The organism is Amycolatopsis lexingtonensis (assembly GCF_014873755.1).
Lineage (GTDB): Bacteria > Actinomycetota > Actinomycetes > Mycobacteriales > Pseudonocardiaceae > Amycolatopsis > Amycolatopsis lexingtonensis.
Map to the genome: position 1 here is coordinate 1815477 of NZ_JADBEG010000001.1, position 24013 is coordinate 1839489.

At 71.6% G+C, this 24013-nt stretch carries 22 protein-coding genes; 8 read left to right on the top strand and 14 right to left on the bottom strand.

Annotated elements, in window-relative coordinates; all coding sequences use genetic code 11:
• On the top strand, positions 1-1734 hold the full coding sequence (locus H4696_RS08565) for a pyruvate dehydrogenase (RefSeq protein ID WP_086862996.1): 1734 nt from the start codon (positions 1-3) through the stop codon (positions 1732-1734).
• Positions 1735-1776: 42 nt separating this feature from the next.
• On the opposite strand, the gene mftB is transcribed toward H4696_RS08565, so the two are convergent.
• The 3 genes from mftB to H4696_RS08580 form a co-directional block, all read right to left on the bottom strand.
• On the bottom strand, positions 1777-2025 hold the full coding sequence (gene mftB / locus H4696_RS08570; protein WP_086862997.1) for a mycofactocin biosynthesis chaperone MftB: 249 nt from the start codon (positions 2023-2025) through the stop codon (positions 1777-1779).
• A gap of 15 nt (positions 2026-2040) precedes the next feature.
• Positions 2041-3150, bottom strand: a complete 1110-nt coding sequence (locus tag H4696_RS08575; protein WP_086863003.1) for an NDMA-dependent alcohol dehydrogenase — start codon at positions 3148-3150, stop codon at positions 2041-2043.
• A gap of 197 nt (positions 3151-3347) precedes the next feature.
• The gene (locus H4696_RS08580) at positions 3348-4955 is read right to left on the bottom strand and encodes a sigma-54-dependent Fis family transcriptional regulator (RefSeq protein WP_249027128.1); all 1608 of its coding nucleotides are present in this window, start codon (positions 4953-4955) and stop codon (positions 3348-3350) included.
• A 215-nt stretch (positions 4956-5170) separates the two neighbouring features.
• Between H4696_RS08580 and mdo the strand changes: the two genes are divergently transcribed.
• The 4 genes from mdo to mftM are packed head-to-tail and all read left to right on the top strand — an operon-like array spanning position 5171 to position 9974.
• Positions 5171-6463, top strand: coding sequence for an NDMA-dependent methanol dehydrogenase (mdo, locus tag H4696_RS08585; RefSeq protein WP_086862998.1), 1293 nt, complete (start codon positions 5171-5173; stop codon positions 6461-6463).
• A 57-nt stretch (positions 6464-6520) separates the two neighbouring features.
• A complete protein-coding gene (locus H4696_RS08590; RefSeq protein WP_086862999.1) occupies positions 6521-7627 on the top strand; it encodes an AAA family ATPase in 1107 nt (368 codons plus the stop codon).
• Positions 7627-9105, top strand: a complete 1479-nt coding sequence (locus H4696_RS08595) for a VWA domain-containing protein (protein ID WP_086863000.1) — start codon at positions 7627-7629, stop codon at positions 9103-9105. Before H4696_RS08590 ends, H4696_RS08595 begins: the two co-directional genes overlap by 1 nt.
• On the top strand, positions 9102-9974 hold the full coding sequence (gene mftM / locus H4696_RS51040; protein ID WP_086863001.1) for a mycofactocin oligosaccharide methyltransferase MftM: 873 nt from the start codon (positions 9102-9104) through the stop codon (positions 9972-9974). Before H4696_RS08595 ends, mftM begins: the two co-directional genes overlap by 4 nt.
• Positions 9975-10393: 419 nt before the next feature.
• Here the strand turns inward: mftM and H4696_RS08605 are convergent, their stop codons facing one another.
• From H4696_RS08605 to H4696_RS08625, 5 genes are read right to left on the bottom strand one after another with little or no spacing between them, the layout of a single operon-like run.
• Complete coding sequence (locus H4696_RS08605; protein WP_086863002.1) at positions 10394-10744, bottom strand: hypothetical protein; 351 nt, start codon at positions 10742-10744, stop codon at positions 10394-10396.
• Positions 10745-10802: 58 nt separating this feature from the next.
• Entirely contained in the window at positions 10803-11447 is a 645-nt protein-coding gene (locus tag H4696_RS08610) for a MadR family response regulator transcription factor (protein WP_192782174.1), read from the bottom strand.
• On the bottom strand, positions 11440-12696 hold the full coding sequence (locus tag H4696_RS08615; RefSeq protein WP_086862843.1) for a GAF domain-containing sensor histidine kinase: 1257 nt from the start codon (positions 12694-12696) through the stop codon (positions 11440-11442). The genes H4696_RS08610 and H4696_RS08615 overlap by 8 nt, the downstream gene beginning before the upstream one ends.
• Positions 12693-13952: an iron-containing alcohol dehydrogenase gene (locus H4696_RS08620; protein ID WP_249027112.1), complete on the bottom strand. Its 1260-nt coding sequence runs from the start codon at positions 13950-13952 to the stop codon at positions 12693-12695. The genes H4696_RS08615 and H4696_RS08620 overlap by 4 nt, the downstream gene beginning before the upstream one ends.
• Positions 13953-13993: 41 nt before the next feature.
• Positions 13994-14863 (bottom strand): urea carboxylase-associated family protein, encoded by an 870-nt coding sequence (locus H4696_RS08625; RefSeq protein ID WP_086862844.1) that lies wholly within the window; start codon positions 14861-14863, stop codon positions 13994-13996.
• Between the two features lie 140 nt (positions 14864-15003).
• On the opposite strand from H4696_RS08625, the gene H4696_RS08630 reads away from it, so the two are divergent.
• Both H4696_RS08630 and H4696_RS08635 read left to right on the top strand, forming a co-directional pair.
• Positions 15004-15780, top strand: a complete 777-nt coding sequence (locus H4696_RS08630) for a hypothetical protein (RefSeq protein WP_249027113.1) — start codon at positions 15004-15006, stop codon at positions 15778-15780.
• An 82-nt stretch (positions 15781-15862) separates the two neighbouring features.
• Entirely contained in the window at positions 15863-16519 is a 657-nt protein-coding gene (locus H4696_RS08635) for an HNH endonuclease family protein (RefSeq protein ID WP_086862846.1), read from the top strand.
• Between the two features lie 117 nt (positions 16520-16636).
• Here the strand turns inward: H4696_RS08635 and H4696_RS08640 are convergent, their stop codons facing one another.
• Both H4696_RS08640 and H4696_RS08645 read right to left on the bottom strand, forming a co-directional pair.
• A complete protein-coding gene (locus tag H4696_RS08640; RefSeq protein ID WP_086862847.1) occupies positions 16637-17527 on the bottom strand; it encodes a transposase family protein in 891 nt (296 codons plus the stop codon).
• A 176-nt stretch (positions 17528-17703) separates the two neighbouring features.
• Positions 17704-18471 (bottom strand): fructosamine kinase family protein, encoded by a 768-nt coding sequence (locus H4696_RS08645; protein ID WP_086862848.1) that lies wholly within the window; start codon positions 18469-18471, stop codon positions 17704-17706.
• Between the two features lie 56 nt (positions 18472-18527).
• Here H4696_RS08645 and H4696_RS08650 point away from each other — a divergent pair, with 56 nt between their 5' ends.
• Positions 18528-18884 carry an MmcQ/YjbR family DNA-binding protein gene (locus tag H4696_RS08650; RefSeq protein WP_086862849.1) on the top strand — a complete coding sequence of 119 codons (357 nt, stop codon included), beginning with the start codon at positions 18528-18530 and terminating at the stop codon, positions 18882-18884.
• Here the strand turns inward: H4696_RS08650 and H4696_RS08655 are convergent.
• From H4696_RS08655 to H4696_RS08670, 4 genes are all read right to left on the bottom strand, one after another.
• Entirely contained in the window at positions 18809-19666 is an 858-nt protein-coding gene (locus H4696_RS08655; RefSeq protein WP_086862850.1) for a GNAT family N-acetyltransferase, read from the bottom strand. The two genes, H4696_RS08650 and H4696_RS08655, sit on opposite strands and share 76 nt — an antisense overlap.
• A gap of 45 nt (positions 19667-19711) precedes the next feature.
• On the bottom strand, positions 19712-21784 hold the full coding sequence (locus tag H4696_RS08660) for a putative Ig domain-containing protein (protein ID WP_086862851.1): 2073 nt from the start codon (positions 21782-21784) through the stop codon (positions 19712-19714).
• Positions 21785-21891: 107 nt separating this feature from the next.
• Entirely contained in the window at positions 21892-22113 is a 222-nt protein-coding gene (locus H4696_RS08665; protein WP_086862852.1) for a hypothetical protein, read from the bottom strand.
• Positions 22114-22312: 199 nt separating this feature from the next.
• Positions 22313-23908, bottom strand: a complete 1596-nt coding sequence (locus H4696_RS08670) for a fatty acyl-CoA synthetase (protein WP_086862853.1) — start codon at positions 23906-23908, stop codon at positions 22313-22315.
• Positions 23909-24013: the final 105 nt, after the last annotated feature.

Below are 24013 nucleotides of genomic sequence, written 5' to 3' on the forward strand. Positions count from 1 at the left end.
ATGGCTACGGTGGCAGAACAACTGGTCAGGACGTTGCGGGACGCGGGCGTCGAGCGCATCTACGGCATCGTCGGGGACAGCCTGAACCCGATCGTCGACGCCGTGCGCCGCCTCGACGGCATCGAGTGGGTGCACGTCCGCCACGAGGAGACGGCCGCGTTCGCCGCGGCGGCGGAAGCGCAGGTCACCGGCAAGCTCGCGGTGTGCGCGGGCAGCTGCGGGCCGGGCAACCTGCACCTGATCAACGGCCTGTTCGACGCGCACCGCTCGGGCGCGCCGGTGCTGGCGATCGCGTCGCACATCCCGTCGAACCAGATCGGCACCGGGTTCTTCCAGGAGACCCACCCGGACCGGCTCTTCGCCGAGTGCAGCCACTTCAGCGAGGTCGTCGCGGACCCGGCGCAGCTGCCGCGGCTACTGCGCATCGCCACCCAGGCCGCCGTCGGCAAGGGCGGCGTCGCGGTGCTGACCATCCCGGGCGACCTCGCCGACCGCAAGGCCACCGGCCCGCTGACCGAGCGGCTTCCGCTGGTCGAGCCGTCGCCGCCGGTGCCGTCTTCGGAGACCGTGCGGGAGCTCGCCGACCTGCTGAACTCGGGGGAGAAGGTGATGCTGTTCGCGGGCGCGGGCGTCCGCGGCGCGCACGAAGAAGTCATGGCGCTGGCGGAAAAGCTCGCCGCGCCGGTCGGGCACTCGCTCGGCGGCAAGGAATGGATCCAGTACGACAACCCGTTCGACGTCGGCATGAGCGGCCTGCTCGGCTACGGCGCCTGCTATGACGCGATGCACGAGGCCGACCGGATCGTGTTGCTGGGCACGGACTTCCCGTACGACAAGTTCCTCCCGCAGGCCCGCACGATCCAGGTCGACCACGACGCTTCGCGCCTCGGCCGCCGCACGCCGCTGGACCTGGCCGTGCACGGCGACGTCAAGGAGACGCTGAAGGCGCTGCTGCCGCTGCTGCGGCCGCGCACCGACCGGGCGTTCCTCGACCGGATGCTGCGCGAGCACGTGCGGAAGCTGGAGAAGGTCGTCGGCGCGTACACGGGGAAGATCGAGCAGCGCCGTCCGATCCACCCGGAGTACGTCGCTTCGGTGCTCGACGAGGTCGCGGCCGACGACGCCGTGTTCACCGTCGACACCGGCATGGGCAACGTCTGGGCCGCGCGCTACCTGACCCCCAACGGCCGCCGCCGGGTGCTCGGCTCGTTCCGGCACGGCAGCATGGCGAACGCGCTGCCGCACGCGATCGGCGCGCAGCTGTCCCAGCCGGGCCGCCAGGTCGTGTCGCTCTCGGGCGACGGCGGGCTCGCCATGCTGATGGGCGACCTGCTGACGCTGCCGGCCTACGACGTGCCGGTGAAGGTGGTGGTGTTCAACAACGCCACGCTCGGCATGGTGAAGCTGGAGATGCTCGTCGACGGCCTCCCGGACTTCGGCACCGACCACGCGCCGGTGAACTTCGCGGCCATCGCGGCGGCGTGCGGCATCTTCGCCGAGCGCGTCGAGGACCCGGCCGACGTGCGCGGCGCGCTGGAGAAGGCGTTCGCGCACCCCGGCCCGGCGGTTGTCGAGGTCGTCACCGACCCGAACGCGCTGTCGATCCCGCCGCGGATCACCGGCGAGATGGTGCGCGGGTTCGCCCTCGGCGCGACGAAGACGGTGCTCAACGGCGGCGTCGGCAAGATGGTCGACCTGGCGCGGGCCAACCTGCGCAACGCCCCGCGGCCGTGAGGCCGGTGGCCACCACGCCGGGATCGTGGTGGCCACCGTGGTTCACGGGACGGCGACGATGACGCCGGTGGCGGCGAGGTGTTCCAGCGCCGCCACCACCCGGGCCCGGCTCGTCTCGCCGAGTTCCGCGGCGTCGAGCGCGTCGCGGGCGGTGGCGTGCATCGCCAGCTCCCGGACGAAGCGGACCACGTCCGGGGCGCCGAGCAAGCACCCGTCACGGCGCTCGCAGTGGTGGGCGAGCGCCTCGAAGGGCTCCCGCGGGTTGACCCGGTACGGTGCGTCGAGGTCCACTGTGGACGCCGTCCGTCACGCGTGGACGATCACGCCGCGGATGTTCTTGCCGTCCCGCAGGTCCTGGTAGCCCTCGTTGACCTGCTCCAGGGTGTACTTGCGGGTGACCAGCTCGTCGAGCTTGAGCTTGCCGGCGTCGTAGAGCCGCAGCAGCCGGACGATGTCGTACTGCGGGTTCGCCGAGCCGAACAGCGTGCCCTTGACCGTCTTTTCGAACAGCGTCAGCACGGCGCCGGACAGGTGCACGGTGAGCTTCTCGGGGTTGGCGAGCCCGGTGATGACGACGGTCCCGCCCTTGCCGACGACGTCGAACGCGGCGCTGACGACCTCCTCGTCGACCGTGCCGACGGTGATCAGCGCCTGGTCGGCCAGCTGGCCCCAGGTCAGCTCGCTGACCTTCTCGGCGGCTTCGGCGGCGGTGGCGAAGGCGTGCGTGGCCCCGAACTTCAGCGCCGTCTCCCGCTTGAACTCCACCGGATCGACCGCGACGACGTACTTCGCCCCGGCGTGCGCGGCGCCCTGCACGGCGTTGATGCCGATGCCGCCGATCCCGTAGACGACGGTGGTGTCCCCGGCCCGCACCCCGCCGGCGTAGTTGGCGGTGGCCCAGCCGGTGGGCACCCCGCAGCCGACGAGCACGGCGGTTTCCAGCGGCAGCCAGTCGTCGACCTTGACCACCGAGTGCTGCGAGATGGTGGCGCGCTCGGAGAACGTGCCGAGCATGCACATCGCCCCGAAGTCCTGCCCGCCGCCGTGGAAGCGGAACGAGCCGTCCGGCATGTGGCCGTCGAGGATGGTGGCGCCCATGTCGCACAGGTTCTGGCGGCCCGTCGAGCAGTAGCGGCAGGTGCCGCAGTTGGGGATGAAGCTGCACACGACGTGGTCCCCGGGCTGCACCTTGGTCACGCCCGGCCCGACCTCTTCGATGATCCCGGCGCCCTCGTGCCCGCCGATGATCGGGAACCGCGGCACGAGATCGTTGTCGATCAGGTGCAGATCCGAGTGGCACAGCCCGGCGGCGGTGTACTTGATGAGCACTTCGCCGGGGCCGGGCCCGTCGAGGTCGAGCTCCATGATCTCGAACGGCTTCCCGGCGTCGAACAGTACGGCTGCCTTCGTCTTCACGGCCATCTCCTCCACGTGCGGCGGTGCGCGTGCCTCGATTGTGTGGAGAAGGCGAGGGGGTGGAGTGTCCAAATCCCGGACACCTCGGCGTCAGCGGCCGGTCAGAGCGCCCCAATGTGGCGTTCGGTGCGTTGGACGCACCGAACGCCACATTGGGTGCGTTGGACGCAACCAACGCCACATTGGGGCGCTCGGGCTCAGCGGACCCGCAGCGCCCGCATCCGGTTGTAGAGGGTGGAGCGGCTGATGCCCAGCTGCTTGGCCGCCCGGACCTTGTTGCCGTCGCACGCGCGCAGCGTCCGGACGATGACGTCGTACTCGGCCTGCTCCCAGCCGGTCAGGGCCGCGCCCGTCTCCGTGCAGTCCGGGGCGAGGTCGGCCGCCGTCAGGTCGCCCGCCGAACGGCGGTCGGCCGCGGCCGCCAGTACGCCTTCGAGCTCGCGCAGGTTGCCCGGCCAGTGCTGGGACGCCAGCAGCTCCAGCGCGCCCGGGGTCAGGCGCAGCGAAGCGCCGAAGCCGCGTAGCAGCTCGCGGGCGATCGCCGGGATCTCGTCGCGGCGCTCCCGCAGCGGGGGCAGCTCGATCCGGCGGTGCACGCGCGCCGCCAGGGTCGCCTGCTCGCCGTGCAGCTCCGCCGGCGGGCCGCTGAGCAGGGCGAACCACGCCGTCGACGTGTCCAGCAGGCGGGCCAGGCGGACGGCCGCGAGCGGCGGCAGCAGCTGGATCCCGTCGAGCACCAGCAGGCCCCGCGCACCCGCCGCGGCCTCGACCCGCGCGCACCACTCCGCTTCGCCCGCGACGACGTCGGACGCGTCGAACTCGTGCACCGGCTCGTCCCCGGCGATCACCCGGGCCGCCGTGCTGCGGCCGGCGCCGGGCTCCCCGCAGACGAGCACCCGGCGGCGGGCGCGGCCGGCGCGGTGGAGGCGGTCCTCGATCGGCGCTGGGAAGAGCCCGCGGGCGGTGCGCGGGCGGGACACCACCGGGCTGGCCGGGCGCACCGGCGCCAGCTCGAACAGCAGCCCGGCGCTCGCCGACACGGCTTCGACGCGCACCTCCACCGGCGTGCCGGAGGTCAGCCGGATGCGGCGGAGGCCGCGCTGGGTGCGGCCGAGGTCCTGCAGCAGCCGGTGGTCGGCGGTGTCGACCAGCTCGGTCGCCGCGGTGTTGGCCAGCACGACGTCCTGGCCGAGCGCCAGCACCGCGCACGCCCGGTGCTGCACCGACTGGAACGCGGCCAGCAGCTGCTGCTCGGCGAGCTTCGCGCCGTCGAGCAGCCGCCGTTCGATGTCGGCGACCGCGCGCCGCAGGAAGGGCCCGAGCAGCGGGTTCGCGTCGCCGGCCGGGCCGGTGATGTCGAGGACGCCGGCCAGCCGCCGCGTCGACGGGTGCACCACCGGGTGGCCGTAGCAGGTGAACTGCTTCATGGCTTCGAGGAAGTGCTCGTCGCCGTCGACGGAGACACCGCGCCGGGTCTCGAACGGCGTGGCGAGCGAGTTCGTCCCGGTCCGCTCCTCGAGGAACTGGCAGCCGGGCACCGCGCTGATGTTCTCCAGCGCCAGCTCGACCGACCGTTCGGTGAACCGCCGCGCGACGATCCGGCACTCGTCGTCGGCGAGCACGACGCAGAACCGGGTGCCGGCCAGCTGCCGGGCCAGCTCGTCCAGCACGGGCGACGCGGCCCGCAGGAGCCGGCTGCGGCTGTCGACGTCGGTGATGTCCAGCCGGTCGATCGACGACGCCGGCGAGAGCCCGGACAGCTCCGCCCGCCGCCACGACTGCGCGATCTCGGTCCGCAGGTCCACTCGCACTCCTCGTCGAGCCGCTCGGTGTCCCCGGGCTCCCATCATCACACGCGGCGCAAGCGCGGGGCACCCGTCCGATCGGGCAGGTACCCGCCCGCTCCGGCCGGACGGTTCTCCGGTCCCGCCCGGACGGTTTCCGGTGTGAGCCATTTCGCTTGCCCGGCAACGGAAATAGCGTCGCGGAGCACCAAGCCCGTTCGTGAAAGGGACACCCCATGCAGGTCGACGAACTGATCAAGCCGTTCCCGCTCAAGGAGTTCCACCCGATGCCGCGGGCGCTGCTCGGCCCGGGCGCGCACGAGATGATCGGCCCGGAGGCCCTGAAGATGGGGATGAAGCGGCCCCTGGTCATGACGTCGGGGCTGCGCGGCACCGGCATCGTGCACAAGCTCTTCGAGTCGCTCAAGTACCACGGCCTCGACCCGGTGCTCTACGACCAGGTGGAGTCCAACCCCAAGGACTACAACGTGATGGACGCCGTCGCGCTGTACCAGGAGAACACCTGCGACGGGTTCGTCTCCATCGGCGGCGGCTCCTCGCACGACGCCTGCAAGGGCGCGCGCATCTCGGTCGCCCACGACGGGCGCAACATCAACGAGTTCGAGGGCTTCAACAAGAGCGAGAACCCCAAGAACCCGCCGCACATCGCCGTCTCGACGACCGCGGGCACCGGCTCCGAGACGTCGTGGGCCTACGTCATCACCGACACCACGACCGACCCGGACAACCCGCACAAGTACGTCGCCTTCGACGACGCGTCCGTCGTCACCCTCGCGGTGGACGACCCGGTGCTCTACTACGACTGCCCGTCGCACTTCACCGCCCAGTGCGGGTTCGACGTCCTCGCCCACGCGTCGGAACCGTACGTCTCCCGGCTCAACTTCACCCCCTCGCTCGGCAACGCGCTGTATTCGGCCGAGCTCGTCGGGCAGCACCTGCGGGCCGCCACCTGGCACGGCGACAACCTCGAAGCGCGCGAAGGAATGATGTACGCGCAGTACACCGCCGGGCAGGCGTTCAACTCCGGCGGCCTCGGCGTCATCCACTCGGTCTCGCACGCCGTGAGCGCCTTCTACGACACCCACCACGGCCTCAACAACGCCATCGCGCTGCCGCGGGTGTGGGCGTGGAACCTGCCGGTCGCGTACAAGCGGTACGCGAAGCTCGCCGGGGCGCTCGGCGTCGACACCACCGGCATGACCGACGTCAAGGCCGCCGACGCGGCGGTCGCGGCCGCGATCCGGCTGCTGCGCGACGTCGGCATCCCGGAGAAGTTCACCGACGTCCGCCCGGACACCCACCCGAAGAACCGGCTCGGCACCGGCCCGACGAAGTTCTACGAGCAGGCGGCCGTGATCAAGGGCGACGACCACGACGTCGACCGCGTCTCCCACCACATCCTCGGGGACTCCTGCACGCCGGGGAACCCGAAGGAGACGACGTTCGAGACCGTCCGCCCGGTGGTCGACCACTGCTTCAACGGCGACCTGGACGACTTCCTCTCCTGAAATCCGGCCCGCGGGTGCTCCGGCACCCGCGGGCCCCGGTCTTGAAAGGGACGCTCCGTGACGAGTTTCGCTTCGGTCGACGACGTCGCCGCGCGGCTGGCCGAGGTCGGTTACCTCGCCGACCGGCGGCTGGCCACCACCGTGTTCCTGCAGGCCCAGCTGGGTAAGCCGGTGCTGCTCGAAGGCCCGGCCGGGGTCGGCAAGACCGAGCTGGCCAAGGCGCTGGCCGCCGCGACCGGCCGCCGGCTGCTGCGCCTGCAGTGCTACGAGGGCCAGGACGAGACCAAGGCCCTCTACGACTGGGACTACGGCAAGCAGATGCTCTACACGCAGCTGCTGCGCGAGAAGATCGGGGCGATCGTCGAAGACGCGGCCGACCTGCGCGAGGCCGTCGACCGGATCAGCGCCCAGGACAGCGTCTTCTTCTCGGAGCGGTTCCTCGCCGCCCGGCCGCTGCTCGAAGCCGTCCGCTCGCCCGAGCCGGTGGTGCTGCTGGTCGACGAGGTCGACCGCGCCGACGAGGCGCTCGAAGCCGTCCTGCTGGAAATGCTCGCCGAACAGCAGGTCTCGGTGCCCGAGCTGGGCACGTTCACCGCCGAGCACCCGCCGTTCGTCGTACTGACGTCGAACAACACGCGTGACCTCTCGGCCGCGCTCAAGCGGCGCTGCCTGCACCTGTTCCTCGACTACCCGTCGGCCGCGCGCGAGCTCGACATCATCCGCTCGAAGAAGACCGGGCTGGCCGACGCGCTGGCCGGGCACCTCGTCGACGTCGTCCGCGGGCTGCGCGGGCTGAGCCTGCGCAAGCCGCCGAGCATCTCCGAAACGATCGACTGGGCCCGGACCCTGGCCGTCCTCGGCGCCACCGAGCTCGAACCCGGCCTGCTCGAAGACACGATCTCCGTGGTCGCGAAGTACGACAAGGACGTCGAACGCGCGGCCGCGGCCCTGCCGAAGCTCGTCGCGGGGGAGGAGGTGGCCGCCGGGAACGAAGGCGCGGCGGTGCGCGGCGAGCGCGACCGGCCCGGGCGGCACGGCCCCGGCTACTACGGCGAGAAGCAGCAGCCGGCGCCGGGCGACGAGCACGGCCGTGTCCGCCAGGTCAGCACCAGCCAGGGGGCGCGGTCGTTCACCGCGAACCTCGGCCGGCCCCGGCGGGCGTGATGGAAGCGACCGTCCACCACTTCGCGCGGCTGCTGCGCGCGGGCGGCGTGCGGGTCTCGGTGTCGGAGGTGCTCGACGCGCTCGCCGGGTCCGCCGCGCCCGGGATCCTCGCCGAGCGCGGCCTCTTCCGCGAGGCGCTGCGGACGTCGCTGGTGAAGGACCACCGCGACGACGAACGGTTCGACGAGCTGTTCGACGCCTTCTTCGCCCTCGTCCGGTTCGCCGGTGAGCCGTCGCGACGGGCGCGGGACCTCGACGGGTTCACCCTAGCCGACGAACTCGGCCAGCGGCCGCCGCGCGCGGACATGGAGAGCCCCGACGCCGAGGCCGGCGACCTGTTCGACCGGGCGAAGCTCGTCGAACGCTACAGCCCGCACCCCGAGCTGAACCCGATCGTGCTCGACGACGACACGACGGACGAGGTCGTGTTCTCCCAGCAGGAAGTGGCTTCGCTGGAGGACTCCAACTCCGTCCGGCTCGACGTCGACCGGACGCACGGCGCCGATCCCGGCGCGGTGAGCACCGCTCCGGGGACCGCACTGGACGCCGAGCTGAGCCTGACCGAGCAGGACGCGCTGCTGGGCTGGCTCGACGACGCCGCCGACCCGGGCGGCGACGAGGACGACGCCGCGGCGGTCCGGGCGCGCCTCGCCGGCGTCCTGGCAGGCCTGCCGGAGGCGCTGAAACGGCATCTCGAGTACCTGATGTCCCTGCGGCACACAGTGGAAGGCCGCCGCGTGGCGCCGGTGGGGGAGCTGGGCGGCCGCGAGCAGGACCAGCTGGAAGCCGCGGTGCGGCGGCTCGTCCAGAGCCTGCGGGGGAGCCCGACGCACCGGAAGCGCGAGGCCGCGCGCGGGCGCGTCGACTCGGCCCGGACGATGCGCCGCAACCTGCGCTACGACGGCGTTCCGTTCCGGCCGGTGACGGTCGCGAAGGCCGAGGACAAGCCGCGGCTGGTCGTGCTCGCCGACGTCAGCCTGTCGGTGCGCGCGACCGCCCGGTTCACGCTGCACCTGGTGCACCGGCTGCAGGGGATGTTCGGGCACGTGCGCACCTTCGCGTTCGTCGCGGAGCTCGCCGAGATCACCGGGCTGTTCGGGCGCTACCACGTCGAAGAGGCGCTGGGCCACGTGTTCGGCGGCGACGTCCTGGACATCGACGCGAACTCCGACTACGGCCGCGTCTTCGGCACGTTCCTGGCCGAATTCGGCGCGTCGGTGACGCGTCGCACGACCGTGCTGGTGCTCGGGGACGGGCGCGGCAACGGCAACGACCCCGACCTGCCCGCCTTCGAGGAACTGACCCGCCGGGCCCGCGAAACCATCTGGCTCACGCAGGAACCGCGCTACTCGTGGGGACTCGGGCCGTGCGACCTGCCCGCCTACGCCGAGTTCTGCGACCGCGTCCGCGTGGTGCGCGACCTGTCCGGTTTGGACAGTGCGGCGGCCGACCTGGCGACGGCGAGGACCGGCCGGTGACCGCCGTCCTGGACCCGCTGGCCCCGGGCCACCGCGGCTGGTGGGAGCGCGGCGAGCTGCTGGTCTGCCACGAAGACGGCGTCGCGGTGCCGAACGCGCTGACCGCCCGGCTGGCGCCGGCGCGGGTGACGCCGCACTTCCGGGTGTACGCACTGGGCAGGCGGACGCTGGTGTCGCACCGCTACCGCGGCGACGAGCTCGACGACGACCTGGCCGGCCACCTGGCTTCTGAGCTGGACTTCCTGGCCGGCCACTTCGAGGAGCTGTTCACCGGCGTGGTCCGCACCACCGTCCACGACCCGCTGCTGGCGTGGACGGTGTTCTACGCCAACACCTTGGCGGCGTTGCGGCGCCCGGCCCCGTCGGGGGCGATCGCCGAGTTCGCGCCGGTGCACTCGCGGGCGCTGGAGCTGGTGCGGGGCCGGTCGGTGCTGGATGTGGGGTCCTGCTTCGGGTTCTTGCCGCTGCAGATGCTCGCCAGAGGCCTGCGCCCGATCGCGTCGGATGTCTCCCCGGGCACGATGGGCCTGCTGTCCCGCGTCGCGTCCTGGTTCGGCACCCCGCTCCCGGTCCTGGCGTGCGACGCGGCGGCGGTGCCGCTGGCCTCGGGCAGCGTCGACACGGTGACGGCGATCCACCTGCTGGAGCACGTGCCCGCCGCCCACGGGCTGGCGGCGCTGCGCGAGATGCTGCGCGTGGCCCGGTGCCGGGTGGTGGTGGCGGTCCCGTTCGAGGCCGAGCCGAACCCGGCGTTCGGGCACGTCCGCTGCTTCGACTTCGCGGCGCTGCGGCAGTGGGGGCGCACGTCGGGAGTGCCGTTCACGGTCTTCGAGCACCACGGCGGCTGGCTGGTCCTCGACGTGGCGTGAGGTGCGTCTACTGGACAGCCGGTCTCCCGCTCAGCTCGGATACTCCTGCGGCCTCGAAACTCGTCTCTCGTTCCGACAACCCGAGCGCCGGAAGTACATCGTGCGGCAACCGCGCGAGGTCCGGGTTCTGATCGAGGGTGAGCTGTTGTGCCGGAGTCAACTGATGCACAACATGACTGCGGTGTTTTGTGCATCCGCGGAGTGGACTACTCGTGCACTTGCAGCTTGTATTCCGGCTGTTCTTGCGTCCCGTCCGGCTTCGGAATTCGAAATCCGTTTGAAGGATGCGCCCAACCTTCTGAACCATGAGCCGATCGCGGGCTTTTCCCGCCAAATTACGTGGCCGTCTGCCGATTCCACGAGAGTGGTCACGGCGTCTTCTACTTGTTCGGCGTCGGGCGAGCTGTCGAGGTAGATGGTTACGAGCGCGAAGTTCGATGGTGTTGGGGACCCGGCGTCATCTGCTGCGTGAGGAAAGTTCCACCGCTGATGCGGTCTTGCGCTCTGCGGACCATGAAGATCCAGGACTGCTTGGCGGATCTCCTCGAGTCGCCCGCCAGCTGCCTGAGTTCCGGATGGTCGGGTGCGAGTGATTCGAACTGGTAGACGAGCATTCGCACTTTCTCGGCCAAGTGGCGCAGGTCCTTGTGATCTTGTTTCGGTGTTGGCAGGTGAAAAGATTCGATTTTGTTGCCTGTCTGGATGGCGGTGCTGCTGTTGTCGCCGGAGACGGAGAAGCTCTCGGTCTGTGTGGGCTGGTCGTCGGACATGCGGCTAATTTGCCGCAGGCAAGGCAACCGGGCTACGGCCGATCAAGCGACGTGAAGCTCAGATCAACGCCCGTTTCGAAGCCGCGTAAACCGCCTCCGCGCGGCTGCCCACCTCGAGCTTCCGCATGATGTTCCCGACGTGGAACTTCGCCGTGGTCGGGGAAATGAACAGCTCCGCCCCGATCGCCTGGTTCGACAGCCCCTTGGCCAGCAGCTTCAGCACCGTCAGCTCACGCCCGGTCAAGCGCTGCGCGTCCGGCTGCCCCCGCCCCGAGAGCGTCCGCACCACCGAGGTCACGCTGCGCGAGTCGAACGCGGTTTCCCCGCGCGACACCGCTTTGATCGCGTTCGCCAGCGCCGTCGTGTCGACGTCCTTGACCACATACCCCCGCGCGCCCGCCTGGACCGCTTCCACCACCAAGTGGTCCTCGAGGAACGTCGTCAGGACCAGCACGGCCAGCGAGGGGTAGGCGGTCGTCAGCGAACGGCACAGCGCGAGGCCTTCGGAATCCGACGACGTCGACAGCTTGAGGTCCAGCAGCACTACCGCCGGCCGGCGGTCGGCGACCACCGCCTGGGCCTCCGCTGCCGTCGAGGCTTCGCCGACGATGCGGAACAGCGGGTCGCGCTCCAGGACCGAACGCAGGCCCTGTCGCAGGATCGCGTGGTCGTCGACCAGGACGATCGTGATCGGCTCAGCCATCGAGCGGCACCCCCACGACGATCTTGACCCCGCCGATGCGCGAGCGGCGCACCGAGAACGTGCCGCCCAGTTCGCGGGCGCGGGCGTCCATGTTGGCCAGGCCGCGGTGCGCGCCGTCGAGGTCTTGGCCGCCCGCGACGCGCAGGACCCGGCGCAGCACCTCCGGTTCGCCGCAGCCGTCGTCGGACACCGTGAGCACCACTTGGTCCGGGCGGTAGGTCAGCCGGATCAGGGCGCGGCGGGCGTGGCCGTGCACCGCGCTGTTGAACAGCGCCTCGCCGCAGATGCGGAACAGCGAGTGCTCGGCGCCGGCGGGCAGGTCCACCGGCTTGCCGCCGATGCGCAGCTCCACCGCCAGCTCGGTGGGCAGGTGCACGCTGGTCAGCCGTTCCAGCAGCTCGGGCAGGCCGTGGTGGGCGTGCTCGCGGTCGTGGCTCAGCGCGTGGATGACCGACCGCAGCTGGTCGACCGCGCCGCGCGCGAGGTCCTTGGCCACGCCCAGCCGCTCGGCCGCCTCCCCGGTCGCGTCGGCGCGGCACAGCTCGATCTGCATGCCCGCCGACAGCACCGACTGCGTGACGCTGTCGTGCAGTTCGCGCGCGATCCGGTTGCGCTCGGAGTCGAGCACCTCGCGCTGCCGGGCGGCCAGCAGCTCCTGCTGCGCGCGCTCGCTGCGCCGGTGCAGCGACGAGTTGTGCAGCGCCACCACGCTCTGGCTGGCGAGGATCCGCAGCACGGCCTCGTCGGTCGCGTCGATCTCGCGCCCGCGCGGTGCCCACAGCAGCAGCCCGCCGACGACCTCGCGCTCCAGCGCCACCGGCACCCGCAGGTGGCGGCCCGGTTCGTTGCCGGGCTCGTCGAAGTCGAGTGCGCCGGCCAGCACCCGGGTCAGGCAGGCGCGCACGTACCCCGGCATCGGGTCCACAGTGGACAGCTGACGGCCGCCGGGGCCGATGATCGTGCACCGCGGCTCGGCTTCGGGCAGCACGGAGTCGGCGACGGCGAACAGCGCGTACTCCGCGTCGACGTGCTCGGCGGCGGTCCGGACGGTCGCGCGCAGCAGGCTGTCCTGCTCCTCGACGGTCCGCACGAGGGTCCGGGAAATCCGGTCCAGCGCGTGGATGACGCCTTGCAGCCGCTCGATCGACGTCACGTAGGCCGGGTAGAACGACCGCTTGCCCGACCGGACGCCGGTCAGCTCGGCGAGGTAGCCGGGCCGGTCGTGGTCGTCGAGCGGGGCGCGGGTCACAGGGCCGCCCGGAACAGCGCTTCGATCTCCGCCACGCCGGCGCCGCGGGGGTTGGTTGCCAGGCAGGCGTCGTGGAGCGTGTTGCGGGCCAGCACCGGCAGGTGGGCGGCGGTGACGCCCAGCTCGCCGAGCCCCTTCGGCACGCCGACGTCGTCGGCGAGCGCGCGCACCTGGTCGGCGACGGCGAGGCCGGCTTCCTCCGGCGGCGTGCCGTCCTCGGCCAGCCCGAGCGCGCGGGCGATCGGCACGTACCGCGCGGGGTGCGCGCGGGCGTTGAACCGGACGACGTGGGGGAGCAGCACCCCGTTGACGACGCCGTGCGGCAGGTCGAGCAGGCCGCCGACCTGGTGGCTCATCGCGTGCGCCGCGCCGAGGATCGCGTTGGTGAAGGCCAGCCCCGCCTCCAGGCTCGCCTGCGCCATGAGCAGCCGGGGCGAGCGCTCGGCCGGCCGGTCGATGCTGCGCACCAGGTTGCCGTTGACGAGCGCGATCGAGTTGAGCGCGTGGTGGTCGGTCAGCGGGTTGTGCGCCTTCGACACGAACGCCTCGATGCCGTGCGTCAGCGCGTCCAGCCCGGTCGCGGCGGCCAGCCAGTCCGGCATCGTGGTGAGCAGCCGCGGGTCGGTGATCGAGACGTCCGGCACCAGGGTGCGGCCGATGATGGTGATCTTGGTGTTGTGCGTGGTGTCGGTGACGATGCAGAACTGCGAGACGTCCGCCCCGGTGCCCGCGGTCGACGGGATCATCACCATCGGCGGGATCGGCTGGTGGCTGCGGTCCACGCCTTCGAAGTCGAGGATGTCGCCGCCGTTCGCGGCCAGCAGCGCGACGCCCTTGCCCGCGTCGATCACCGAACCGCCGCCGAGGCCCATGATGACGTCGCACCCGGCTTCGCGGTAGCGCTCGTACCCGGCGGCGATCTCGTGGTCCTTGGGGTTCGGCGTCGGGTCGGCCCACACCGTGGCCGTCAGCCCGGCGGCGCGCAGGTGCCCGACCAGCTCGTCGACCCACGGTGTCGCGGACAATCCGGCATCGGTGATGAGCATCGGGCGCCGGGCGCCCAGCCGCGCGGCGACGTGCCCGGCCTCGGCCAGCGCGCCTTCGCCGAACATGATCTCGGGGGCGTGGAACTTCGCGATCGTGAGGCCTTCGGGCGGCGTGCTCGTGGCGCCGCACGGCCCGGCCGGCTGGGTGAGCCCGGTGGCGGGCCAGGCGCCGTCGTCGGTCACCCGGGCGGGCCGGCGGGTGAGGACCACGGGCACTCCCGATGTCGGGTCGGCGTTGACTTCCGGCCAGGCTACCCCGGCGATCCGCCGCTCCGGCCCGTCCGATCGGGTAGGTCGGCCCACTCCGGCAGCCGGACGCCGTGCAGCCCGCGGTAGGCCGCGCGCGCCGGTGGCGACCAGCTTTCGAGCAGCTCGGCGCGGGGTGCGAACACCTCGACGCCGATCGGGTGGCAGACGTCGACGGGGTCGCGCGCGTCCGGGCCCCACAGCGGGACGGACAGGTCGCCGCCCGGGCACGTCGACAGCGCGCACAGCAGGTCCACCTCGGCGAAGAACTCGAAGAAGTCGCCCGGGCGGGCCGGGCACGCCTTCATGAAGTACCGGTCGTCGCCGGTGAGCCCGGTGCACTGGAAGACGTTCAGGACGTCGTGCACGTCGAACTCGGTGAGCCCGAACGGCGCGACCGCGCGGACCAGGTTCGAGTGGCAGTGGAAGTCGAAGTCCTCGCCGGTGAGCAGCCGGTTGACGTACGGGTCGCAGCGGGTGCCCAGGAGGTCGTGGACGCGGCCGCCGTCGCCGTCTTCGCCGTAGTGCTCGAGGGTGTCGGCGGTGATCGTGGCCAGCGGGCGCAGGAACGGCAGCGTCGACCACAGCCGGTCGAAGGTGCTGACGTGCGCGCGCTGGAGCTGGCGGGTGCGGGCGGCCCAGAACCGCTCGCGCGGGTCGTCGGCGTGCCACAGGTTGAGGTCGCCGACCTGCGGGCCCTCGACGGTTTCGAGGCGGCACAGGTGCCCCTTCGGGACCCGCCACGCGCGGCCGGAGCGGATCGGGATCTCGAAGGCGTCGACGCGCACCCGGCCGGGCTCGGCGGCGAGCCGCCGGTAGAACGACCGGTCGACCTCGAGTGCGGCACCTCGGTAGGCGGGCGGGGGTGACCCCATGGGCGTGCTCCTTTCCTCGGGTGCGTCCAGCATGCCCGCGATCACGCACGGTGGTGTTCGATCACTCGTTCGGCTGCTGGGGCGGCGGCGGCCGGGCTTTTACCGTCGAAGTGCCCTATTTCGTGGGAGGAGTGACCGGCGTGCTCGTGGCCCTCCAGCGCACCGGCGACGAGCGTGCCCTGCCGCCCGCGGCGGAGCACGTCGTGGAGTTGCTGCGTTCCTGGGGCCGGGGGCCGGACCACCTGACGGGCCTGGCGCTGGCGGGCATCGCGTTGCCGGGCCCGCGCTTCGTCGACGCACTGGTGTTCACGCGCACCGGGGTGGTGGTGATCGCCGCGTACGAGCCCGGCCTTGACCCGGGATCGGGGGAGCGGGCGGGCGCGGCCGTCGCAGCGGCGAAGGGGGCGCTCTCCGGACACGAAGGCGGCCGGTACGTGACGGGCCTGGTCGCGGTCGTGCCGGGGGAGCCGCACTGGACCGAACCGGCCACCGTCCCCGGGGTCGCCGTCGTCCTGGCCGATCCGCGGAGCCTGCGCCGGATCATCGTCCAGCACAACCGCTGGCGGACCGTCTGGTCGGCCGACGACGTCCTCGACGCCTGCTACGCGCTTTCCCTGGCGCACCTGGCCCCGCCCCGGTCCGCCCTGGTCGCCGACGGGTTCCCGGCGCGCCTGCCGGTCCGCGACCGGCTGCCGGAGCTGCCCGCGGTCGTGCCGGTCCTGACGGAGCCGCCGCCCGTCGCCGAGGAACCCGCCGAGCCGGCCGTCCCGATGCCCCGTCGGCCGGGCTCGGCCGTCTTCCCGCGGCCACGGCCGATCCGGCAGGTCCCCTGGGGTCTGCTGACCGTGCTGGTGCTGCTCGTCGCGGCGGGGGTGATCGCCGCCGTGTTCGTGGCGCAGGTCTTCCACGGCTCGTAAAGATCGCGCCAAGTCGACCATCTGCACCGTTTCCCCGTGGCGTCCGCTGGGCACCTCCCGGTAGACGTGAAAGGGGTTCACGATGCCGCGCACCCGAGCGCTCCTCCTGCTGGCCGTCCTGACCGGCGCCGCCCTCACCGGGTGCAAGGTGCCCGGTGAGCCGGCGTCCGGGTCCCAGCCCTCCGGAACGGCCGCCGCCCCGCCGGTCGCGCCCGCCGAGGCACGGGCCCAGCTGGGGCAGCTCAAGGTCGCCGTCCGCGGCACCATGGACGGCTACAGCCGCGAGAAGTTCCCGCACTGGGACAAGGTAGACGGCGCCTGCGACACCCGCGAAGAGGTGCTCAAGCGCGACGGCAAGGACGTCACCACGAACGCCGACTGCGCGGCCAAGTCCGGGACCTGGGTGAGCCAGTACGACGGCGAGACCTGGCACAAGGCGTCCGATGTGGACATCGACCACATGGTGCCGCTCGGCCAGGCCTGGATCAGCGGCGCCAAGTCGTGGACCCAGGAGCGCCGGGAGCAGTTCGCGAACGACCTCGTCCGCCCGCAGCTGCACGCGGTCACCGACAACCTCAACGAGCAGAAGAGCGACAAGGCGCCGGACCAGTGGAAGCCGCCGCTCGTCGCCTACTGGTGCACCTACGCCACCGACTGGATCGTCGTGAAGCGCAACTACGGCCTGACGATCACCGTCCCGGAGAAGAACGCGCTGGAGTCGATGCTGCAGCACTGCTAACGCCGCTTCCCATGCGCCCCAATGTGGCGTTCGGTGCGTCCAGCGCACCGAACGCCACATTGGGGTTGTTCATCGTGGTTTGTGCTGGTCATGGTGATCGGGTGGCTGTGGTAACGCTTAGTTCGCGGTAGCGCGGACGCGGTCGCGGACGGTTTGTTCGTGCTGGACGAGCACAAGCAGCGCGCGCAGCAGGGTGGTGGCGTGGCGGGTGTCGAGGCGGAGTTTGTTGAGGATGCGCCAGTGTTTGAGGGCGGCGAAGCCGCCTTCTACCGCGCATCGCATCGCCGCGAATGCGGCGTTGGCCTGCTTCTGTGCCTTGGTCAGCGGCCGGTTGGTCTCGGCTTTGTAGGGGGTGAGCACGACCTGCTCACACCGGCCACCACACTCGGTGCAGTCACCGGTCGTGCGGACGTCTTTGTGCCAGCCGTGGAAGCCCTTGTCCGCGGCCGGGGTCAGGCCGTGCTCGTGCAGCCGTTCCCGCAGGCGTAGCCGGCGGGCGGCGGTGATGTCGGCGGTGCGGCCTGGCAGCGCCGCCGAGATCCACAGCAGCCGGCCGGTCTCGTCGGTCAGGGCGAGTACGACCAGGCCGTGGTGTTTGTGCTTGCCGTTGTAGTGGGCTCGGTTGGCTTTGCCGGTGCGGCGGCGGGTGCGGATCAGGGTGCCGTCCACCAGCACCACCTGCGCGCCCCGGGTGGCTTGGCGGCGCAGTACCCGGTTCAGGCGGGTGGCGCGGGCGGCGAGCAGGGTGATGGCTTCCAGTACCCAGCGGCGCACCGTGGAGGCGGAGACGCCCATGCCGGCTCCGAGGTGGGCCAGGCGCGGGTCGTCGCGCAGTACGGCGAGTACGACCAGTGCCTGGCCGGCGGGGTCGGCTTTGCGCCAGCGGGACCGCAGCTGACGGCGATGGGCGCGGATCAGCTCGGCCAGCATCTGCAGGGTCGGCTGCGACAGCGGAAGAACGACCTGGTAGGAAATGGGGTCGAAGCCCTCGGCGGGTTGTTGACTCACATCTCGATCGTGCCGAGGGCTTCACCTATGTCCGGGTCACCACGCCGGTCCCGGGCGCAGTTGCTGCCACAGAACCCAACCTGCCCGGCCACGCCACCGTGACCAGCCACAACCACGATGAAACAACCCCATTGGGGGCCTCAGCGGTCGCGCCGGCCAACGTTGCTGCAGCACTGCTAACGCAGCGAGCGCGCCGCCGCCAGTGCCTGGCCGGCGTAGGACTGTCCGAACAGGACGGTGTGCACCAGCAGCGGGAACAGCTGGTGCAGCGGGATCCGCTCGGCCCAGCCGTCGGCCAGCGGCGCGACCTCCTGGTACGCGGCGAGCACGCGGTCGAGGTGCGGGCAGCCGAACAGGTGCAGCATCGCCAGGTCCGTCTCGCGGTGCCCGCCGTGCGCGGCGGGGTCGATCAGCCACACCCGCTCGCCGTCCCACAGGACGTTGCCGTTCCACAGGTCGCCGTGCAGCCGGGACGGCGCTTCGGCCGAGGCGGGGATCCGGTCGCAGGCGCGCTCGACCAGCGCCGCATCGGCCGGGCCGAACGTCCCCGCGTCGACGGCCAGCCGGACGTAGGGCAGCACCCGGTGCGCGGCGTACCACGACGCCCAGTCCTCGCCGGGGACGTTCGCCATCGGCGCCTGGCCGATCCACGCGTCGGCGGGCCCGCCCGGGGGCGCGGCGCCGAACGCCGGCGCCCCGGAAGCGTGCAGCCGCGCGAGCCCGCGCCCGAAGCGCTCCGCGGCGGCCGCCGACGGACGGCCCGCCGGAACGCGGTCGAGGACCAGCTCTTCGTCGTCGTGGCGGTGGACGGCCGGCACCGGCACCGCGTCCGCCGCGGCCAGCCACCGCAGCCCCGCGGCTTCGGCGGCGGTCGCGCCGGGGGCGTGCCCGCGCTTGACCACCACGACGCGGCCGTCGTCGAGTACGGCTTCGCGGATGCTCATGTCCCGCACGGTACCGGCGCGCTACCGTAGTCGCGGCGAGACAGGGGGAACGACAGGTGACGGTCACGGTCCGGAAACTCGAGCAGCTGCTGGGCGGGCTCGCGGAGGTTGAGCGCTCGGAAGCGCGCGACTACTCCTCGTTCAGCGTGCGCGGCAAGCGGTTCGGCTACTTCTGGCCGCGGACGCGGACCGTCGGCCTGAAGCAGGAGATCTCCGAGCAGCTGGCGCTCGTCGCGGAACGCCCGGACGTCTTCGAAGTCCAGTTCACCGCCGGCGGGTTCGGCTGGGTGGTCGTGTACCTCGACGGCATCGACGCCGACGAGCTGGCCGAGCTGCTCTACGAAGCCTGGCGGCTCTCGGCCCCCGAGGAGCTCGTCGCGGAGACGCCCTTCACCAGGACCGCTCGCGCGTAGAGCAGGTCGAACCCCAGCCGCTGGACGTTCTGCTGCGACTTCGAGCCCGGCTGAGTGGTGACCACGGCGAGGTCGCACCCGAGTTCGGCGGCGGCCGCGAGCCGCGCGCGGACCAGCGCCGTCTGCACGCCGCGGCGGCGGTGGGCGGGCAGTGTCGCGGCGGCGCCCAGCTGGGCGATCCCGTCGGCGACCCGGAGCCCGGCGCCGCCGGCGAACTCGCCGTCCCGTTCCGCGGTGAACCGCAGCATCCCCGGCATGTCCCGCAGCGCGTTGAGGATCGTCTCGCGCGGGAATTCCTCGTGCGAAGGCACGCCTTCGGTGTCGGCGACGACGGACGCTTCGGCGATCCCGGCCAGCCACGTCTCCAGCTCGTCGTCCCCGGTCCGGCGGATGCCCTCCGGCGAGTCGGCGGCGGTGACCCGCCGGCCCAGCACGTTCTCGTAGTTCTCCAGCCGGTACCCCCGGCCGGTCAGGAAGGCACCGACCGAGGCGTCGGCCAGCTGCGACAGCTCGATCTGCACCGGCGCGCCGAACTCGGCGAAGGCCGCTTCGACCTCGTCGAGGGCGTCCGGCAGACCGTCGAAGCCGATTCCGGCGACCTTGTTGAACGGCGAATCCGCCTCCGCGAAGCTCGCGACCCCACCGGCGAACGGCCGCGCGAAGCCGATGTCGTCGCCCCGGCGGGCCCGCGCGGCGTCACTGCTCTCGACGACCAGCCGCACCTCGGCGCGTTCGATCCGCTCGGCCAGTGCCACGTCGCAGAAAAGCCGTTCCCCGTCCATGTCCCCACAGTGGCGGACGCGGACGGGGAACTCCAACCGGTTTTCTCAGCCCTCCACGCGGTGCGAGGCCCAGAACGACGTCAGGTCGGTCGACCCGGCCGCCGCCTGCGCCGCCGCTTTGAACTCCGCGGTGGTGGACACGCCGTACCAGTGCGACTGGGCGTAGGACTTCAGCAGGTTCGCCATCGCCGTGTCGCCGATCAGCCGCCGCAGGTCGTGCAGCGTGCACTTGCCGTAGTTGTAGACGACCGTCGAGTACCGCGACGAATGCGCGTCCCAGTAGGCCATCGAGTTGGTCAGCTTCTCCGCGCTCGACTGCCACGTGATGCCGCAGCCGCTGCCGGTGATGCCGCGGTAGAGGTCGGTGGCGTAGTCGGTGAAGCTCTCGTCCAGCCACGGGGAGTTGTACTCGTCGTCGCCGACGATCCCGTAGAACCACTGGTGCGCCAGCTCGTGCGGGAGCGCAGTGGTGGACACGAGGTCGAGGACGAAGCCCGGGTACTCCATGCCGCCGAACCAGAAGTTGTTGTCCAGCACCACGTCCACCTCGCCGTACGGGTAGTCGCCGAAGCGGCCCGAGTGGACGTCGATGGAGTCGGTGGCCAGGCTCAGCATCTGGTTGGCGCTGCTCGTGGAGATCCCGCTGACCGAGTAGACGTTCACCCGCACGCCCTTGCCGGACGTCGTGGTGATCTTCGCGAACGGACCGGCGGCCCAGGCGAAGTCGCGGACCTTCGAGGCGGTCGCGTGCGTCGTGGTCGTGCTGCCGCTGGTCGTCTCGGTCGACGAGCCGGTGGCCGGGGTCAGCAGCGACGTCGGGTGCACCAGCGTGACGTCGAAGTCGCTGATCACGGTGTAGAACGACTCTCCGTTGTTGGTGTACGGGTCGAGGTGCCAGCCGGCGCCGTCGCGCACCGCGAGCACCGGCAGCGCGTTGCCGATCATGTTGTACGCGCCGTCGTGGCCGAACCGGTCGGCGCCGCTGGGCACGACGATCTGCAGGTCGAACCCGATGGTCGCGGACTGGCCCTGGGCCAGGGCCGCGGGCAGCGTGATCTTCATGGCCGTGCAGTTCACGCTCAACGCCGAGGGCGTGCCGCCGGTGACGTTGGTGACCGTGATCGGCGTGGACGGGCAGCTGCCGTGGTAGTTGTCCCAGAGCCGCAGGTAGACCTCGGGCAGCGCGGTCGCGGAGCCGTTGGTGAAGCTGACGCTCTGGTGGCCGTTCCACGTGTCGCCCGCGGTGTTCGACGTCAGGTTCACCGTGTAGGCGGGGTTGATCGGGGTGCGGGTGGAGTCGGCCGGGGCCGAGCCGATCGTCCAGGTGAAGGTGGCGCTGCCGCTGTTGCCGGCCGGGTCCTTGGCGGTGACCGTCACCGACGAGGTGCCCGCGGTGGTCGGCGTGCCGGTGATCTTCCCGGTGCTGGCGCCGATCGTCAGCCCGGCGGGCAGGCCGGTCGCGCTCCAGGTGAGCGCGTCGCCCTGCGGGTCACTGGCCTGGACCTGCAGCGACACGGCCTGGCCGACGGCGCCGGACTGGGCACCGGGCGAGGTGACGACCGGGGACTGCGGGTTCTGCGAACCGGTGGTGGTCAGCGAAAAGTCGTCGAGGAGGAAGTTGGTGGCGAGGCTCGAGTCCTCGGTGCCGGTGACCTTGAGCGTCACCGTCTGGCCCAGGTAGCGCGACACGTCGACGGTGCGCTGGACGTACCCGGTGTTCTTGTCGAGGTTCGAGTAGCTCGCGAGGGTGTCGGTGCCGACCTGCACCACCAGCTTGTCGTAGGCGGTGGTGGTCGTCGTCTCCTTGGTGTCGATGTGCGACCACCACGACAGCGCCGCCGACGCGCAGCCCGCGGGCAGCGTCAGTGACTGGGACAGCGTGTCGGTGTGCGTACTGCCGTAGCCGTCGAGCCAGGCGTCCATCGTGCCGCCGTGGGCCGGCTCCGCCGTGGTGGCGGCGGAGATGACCCCGCTGGTCTGGGTCCACGGCGTGGTGCCGCTTTCGAACCCGCCGTTGCCGACGACCTGGTCACCGCAGACCGCCGCGGCCTCGGCCGGCGCGGCGGCGACGACTGTGCCCAGCAGGCCCACGGCCGTGCTGAGCGCAGCAGAAAGCACCCTCGATCTCATGGGGGAGTCCTTTCGCGGCCCCGTCCGTCGGGGCCACGGAAAAGGGTCCTCCGCGGCCGGGGCGGCAACAACCCGCCATGAGTCGGGTTCCGGGGTCAGGCCTGCTGGAGCACGTTCAGCAGGATGAAGAGCAGCACGAGCGCGCCGGCCACCGCGACGGCGGCGGAAACCGCCGACCGGATCATCTCCCCGAAGCCCTTGGCGGTCCGGGCCCGGTAGGCGGAGTAGTTGGCGCGGGCCTCGCGGGCACCGTGGACCCGGCTGCCGACGAGCAAGCCGGCTCCGAGTGCGAGGAGGACGGCGATCAAAACGGACACGAGCGAATCCCTTCGTAAGGGGGAACGGTGGATGGCCTCTATTCCTAGACCCGACGGACGGCGCGCGCCACGGCTTTCCGCGGATTCTTCACGGGCCGGTCGGCCCTGGTGGGACGCGCGTCCCGCGTTCTCCGGAAAGCACGGGCGGACGGTCGGCGGTATCCGTCGTTCTCCCTGTCGCGCAAGGGGAATTCGGTGGTCAGCCGCTCGCCGCGAGTCCCTTGTGCCGTTCCCGCAATTCTCGTTTGACGATCTTACCGCTCGGATTCTTGGGAAGGCGCTCCGTGAATACGACGTACTTGGGACATTTGTAACCGGCGAGGTGTGACTTCGCGTGGTCGATCACTTGCTCTGTGGTGAGAGTGACGCCTTCGCGTGGCACGACGACGGCGGTCACCGCTTCGATCCAGTGTGGATGGCTGATGCCGAACACCGCCGCTTCGGCGACGCCGTCGAGCAGGTACAGCGCCTCCTCGACTTCCCGGCTCGCGACGTTCTCGCCGCCGGTCTTGATCATGTCCTTCTTGCGGTCCACGACGGACAGGTAGCCGTCCTCGTCGACGACGCCGAGGTCGCCGGAGTGGAACCAGCCGGCGCGGAACGCCTCGGCCGTCTTGTCCTCGTCGCGGTAGTACCCGAGCGTGGCGTGCGGGCTGCGGTGCACGATCTCGCCGACGACGCCGGGCGCGACCGGCCGGTCCTCGTCGTCGACGATCCGGGTTTCGACGTTGAGCGACGGCCGCCCGGCCGAACCGGCCCGGTCGAGCTGCTCGTGCGGGCGCAGGATCGTCGCCAGCGGCGCCATTTCGGTCTGGCCGTAGAAGTTCCACAGCTCGACGTCCGGCAGCCGGCGGCGCAGCTCGCGCAGCACCTCGACCGGCATCGCGGAGGCGCCGTAGTAACCCTTTCGAAGACTCGAGAGGTCCGTGTGGTCGAAGTTTTCGTGGCGCAGCAGGGAGATCCACACCGTCGGCGGCGCGAACAGCTTCGTCGCGCGCTCCCGCTCGACGGCGGCGAGCAGCGCGGCCGGGTCCGGGCCGGGCAGGAGCACGCTGGTCGCGCCGAGGTAGACGTCGACGGAGAAGAAGCAGTCCAGCTGCGCGCAGTGGTACAGCGGCAGGGAATGCACCTCGACGTCGTCCGCGCTCATGCCGCCGTCGATCACGCACGAGACGTACTGCGAGAGCAGGGACCGGCTCGAGAGCAGCACGCCCTTCGGCCGCGATTCCGTGCCGGAGGTGTACATGATCCGCAGCGGGTCGTCGTCGGCGACGAAGACCTCCGGCGCGGTGGCGTCCCCTTCGGACAGCCACCCGTCGACGTCTTCCCACTCGCCGCCCGCGCCGATCCGGCCGCGGACGACGTCGCCCAGCTCGGCGAGCTCCAGGGCTTTCCGCGCGGTCGGCTCGAGCGCGCCCTCGGCGACGAACGCGGCCACTTCGGCGTGGCGGAGGAGGTAGGCGATCTCGTCGGCGCCGAGCATGAAGTTGACCGGCACGAGGAGCACGCCGAGCTTGGCGGTGGCGAACGCGAGCGCGCCGTACTGCCAGCAGTTGTGGCTGAGCAGCGCGAGCCGGTCACCCTTGCGCAGCCCGCGCGCGGCGAGCGCGTGCGCGAAGTGGTTGGCGGCGGCCTCGAACTCGGCGAAGGTGAACCGCCGCGGCCCGTCGACGACGGCGAGCTTGCCCGGCACCCGCAACGCGGTCCGGCGGAGCAGGTCGCCCAGCGCGTGCTGCCGCGCCCGGTCGACGAGGGCGGCGGTGGCAGCAGTGTCTTCGGAGAACGGCTGATCCATCCCGGCAGTCTCGGCCGGGAAGTGCGAACTCGCAAGCCTGCCCGGTTCGCGGCGTATGCACCCGCTGTACGGATCTTGTACACCGGGTTGCCAGCTTGAAGTCTT

Excerpts from the sequence above, each read along its gene's own strand:
- H4696_RS08565 (WP_086862996.1), top strand. The coding sequence starts at position 1 with ATGGCTACGGTGGCAGAACAACTGGTCAGGACGTTGCGGGACGCGGGC.
- mdo (WP_086862998.1), top strand. The coding sequence starts at position 5,171 with ATGCAGGTCGACGAACTGATCAAGCCGTTCCCGCTCAAGGAGTTCCAC.
- H4696_RS08595 (WP_086863000.1), top strand. The coding sequence starts at position 7,627 with ATGGAAGCGACCGTCCACCACTTCGCGCGGCTGCTGCGCGCGGGCGGC.
- H4696_RS08605 (WP_086863002.1), bottom strand. The coding sequence starts at position 10,744 with ATGTCCGACGACCAGCCCACACAGACCGAGAGCTTCTCCGTCTCCGGC.
- H4696_RS08610 (WP_192782174.1), bottom strand. The coding sequence starts at position 11,447 with ATGGCTGAGCCGATCACGATCGTCCTGGTCGACGACCACGCGATCCTG.
- H4696_RS08625 (WP_086862844.1), bottom strand. The coding sequence starts at position 14,863 with ATGGGGTCACCCCCGCCCGCCTACCGAGGTGCCGCACTCGAGGTCGAC.
- H4696_RS08635 (WP_086862846.1), top strand. The coding sequence starts at position 15,863 with ATGCCGCGCACCCGAGCGCTCCTCCTGCTGGCCGTCCTGACCGGCGCC.
- H4696_RS08645 (WP_086862848.1), bottom strand. The coding sequence starts at position 18,471 with ATGAGCATCCGCGAAGCCGTACTCGACGACGGCCGCGTCGTGGTGGTC.
- H4696_RS08655 (WP_086862850.1), bottom strand. The coding sequence starts at position 19,666 with ATGGACGGGGAACGGCTTTTCTGCGACGTGGCACTGGCCGAGCGGATC.
- H4696_RS08670 (WP_086862853.1), bottom strand. The coding sequence starts at position 23,908 with ATGGATCAGCCGTTCTCCGAAGACACTGCTGCCACCGCCGCCCTCGTC.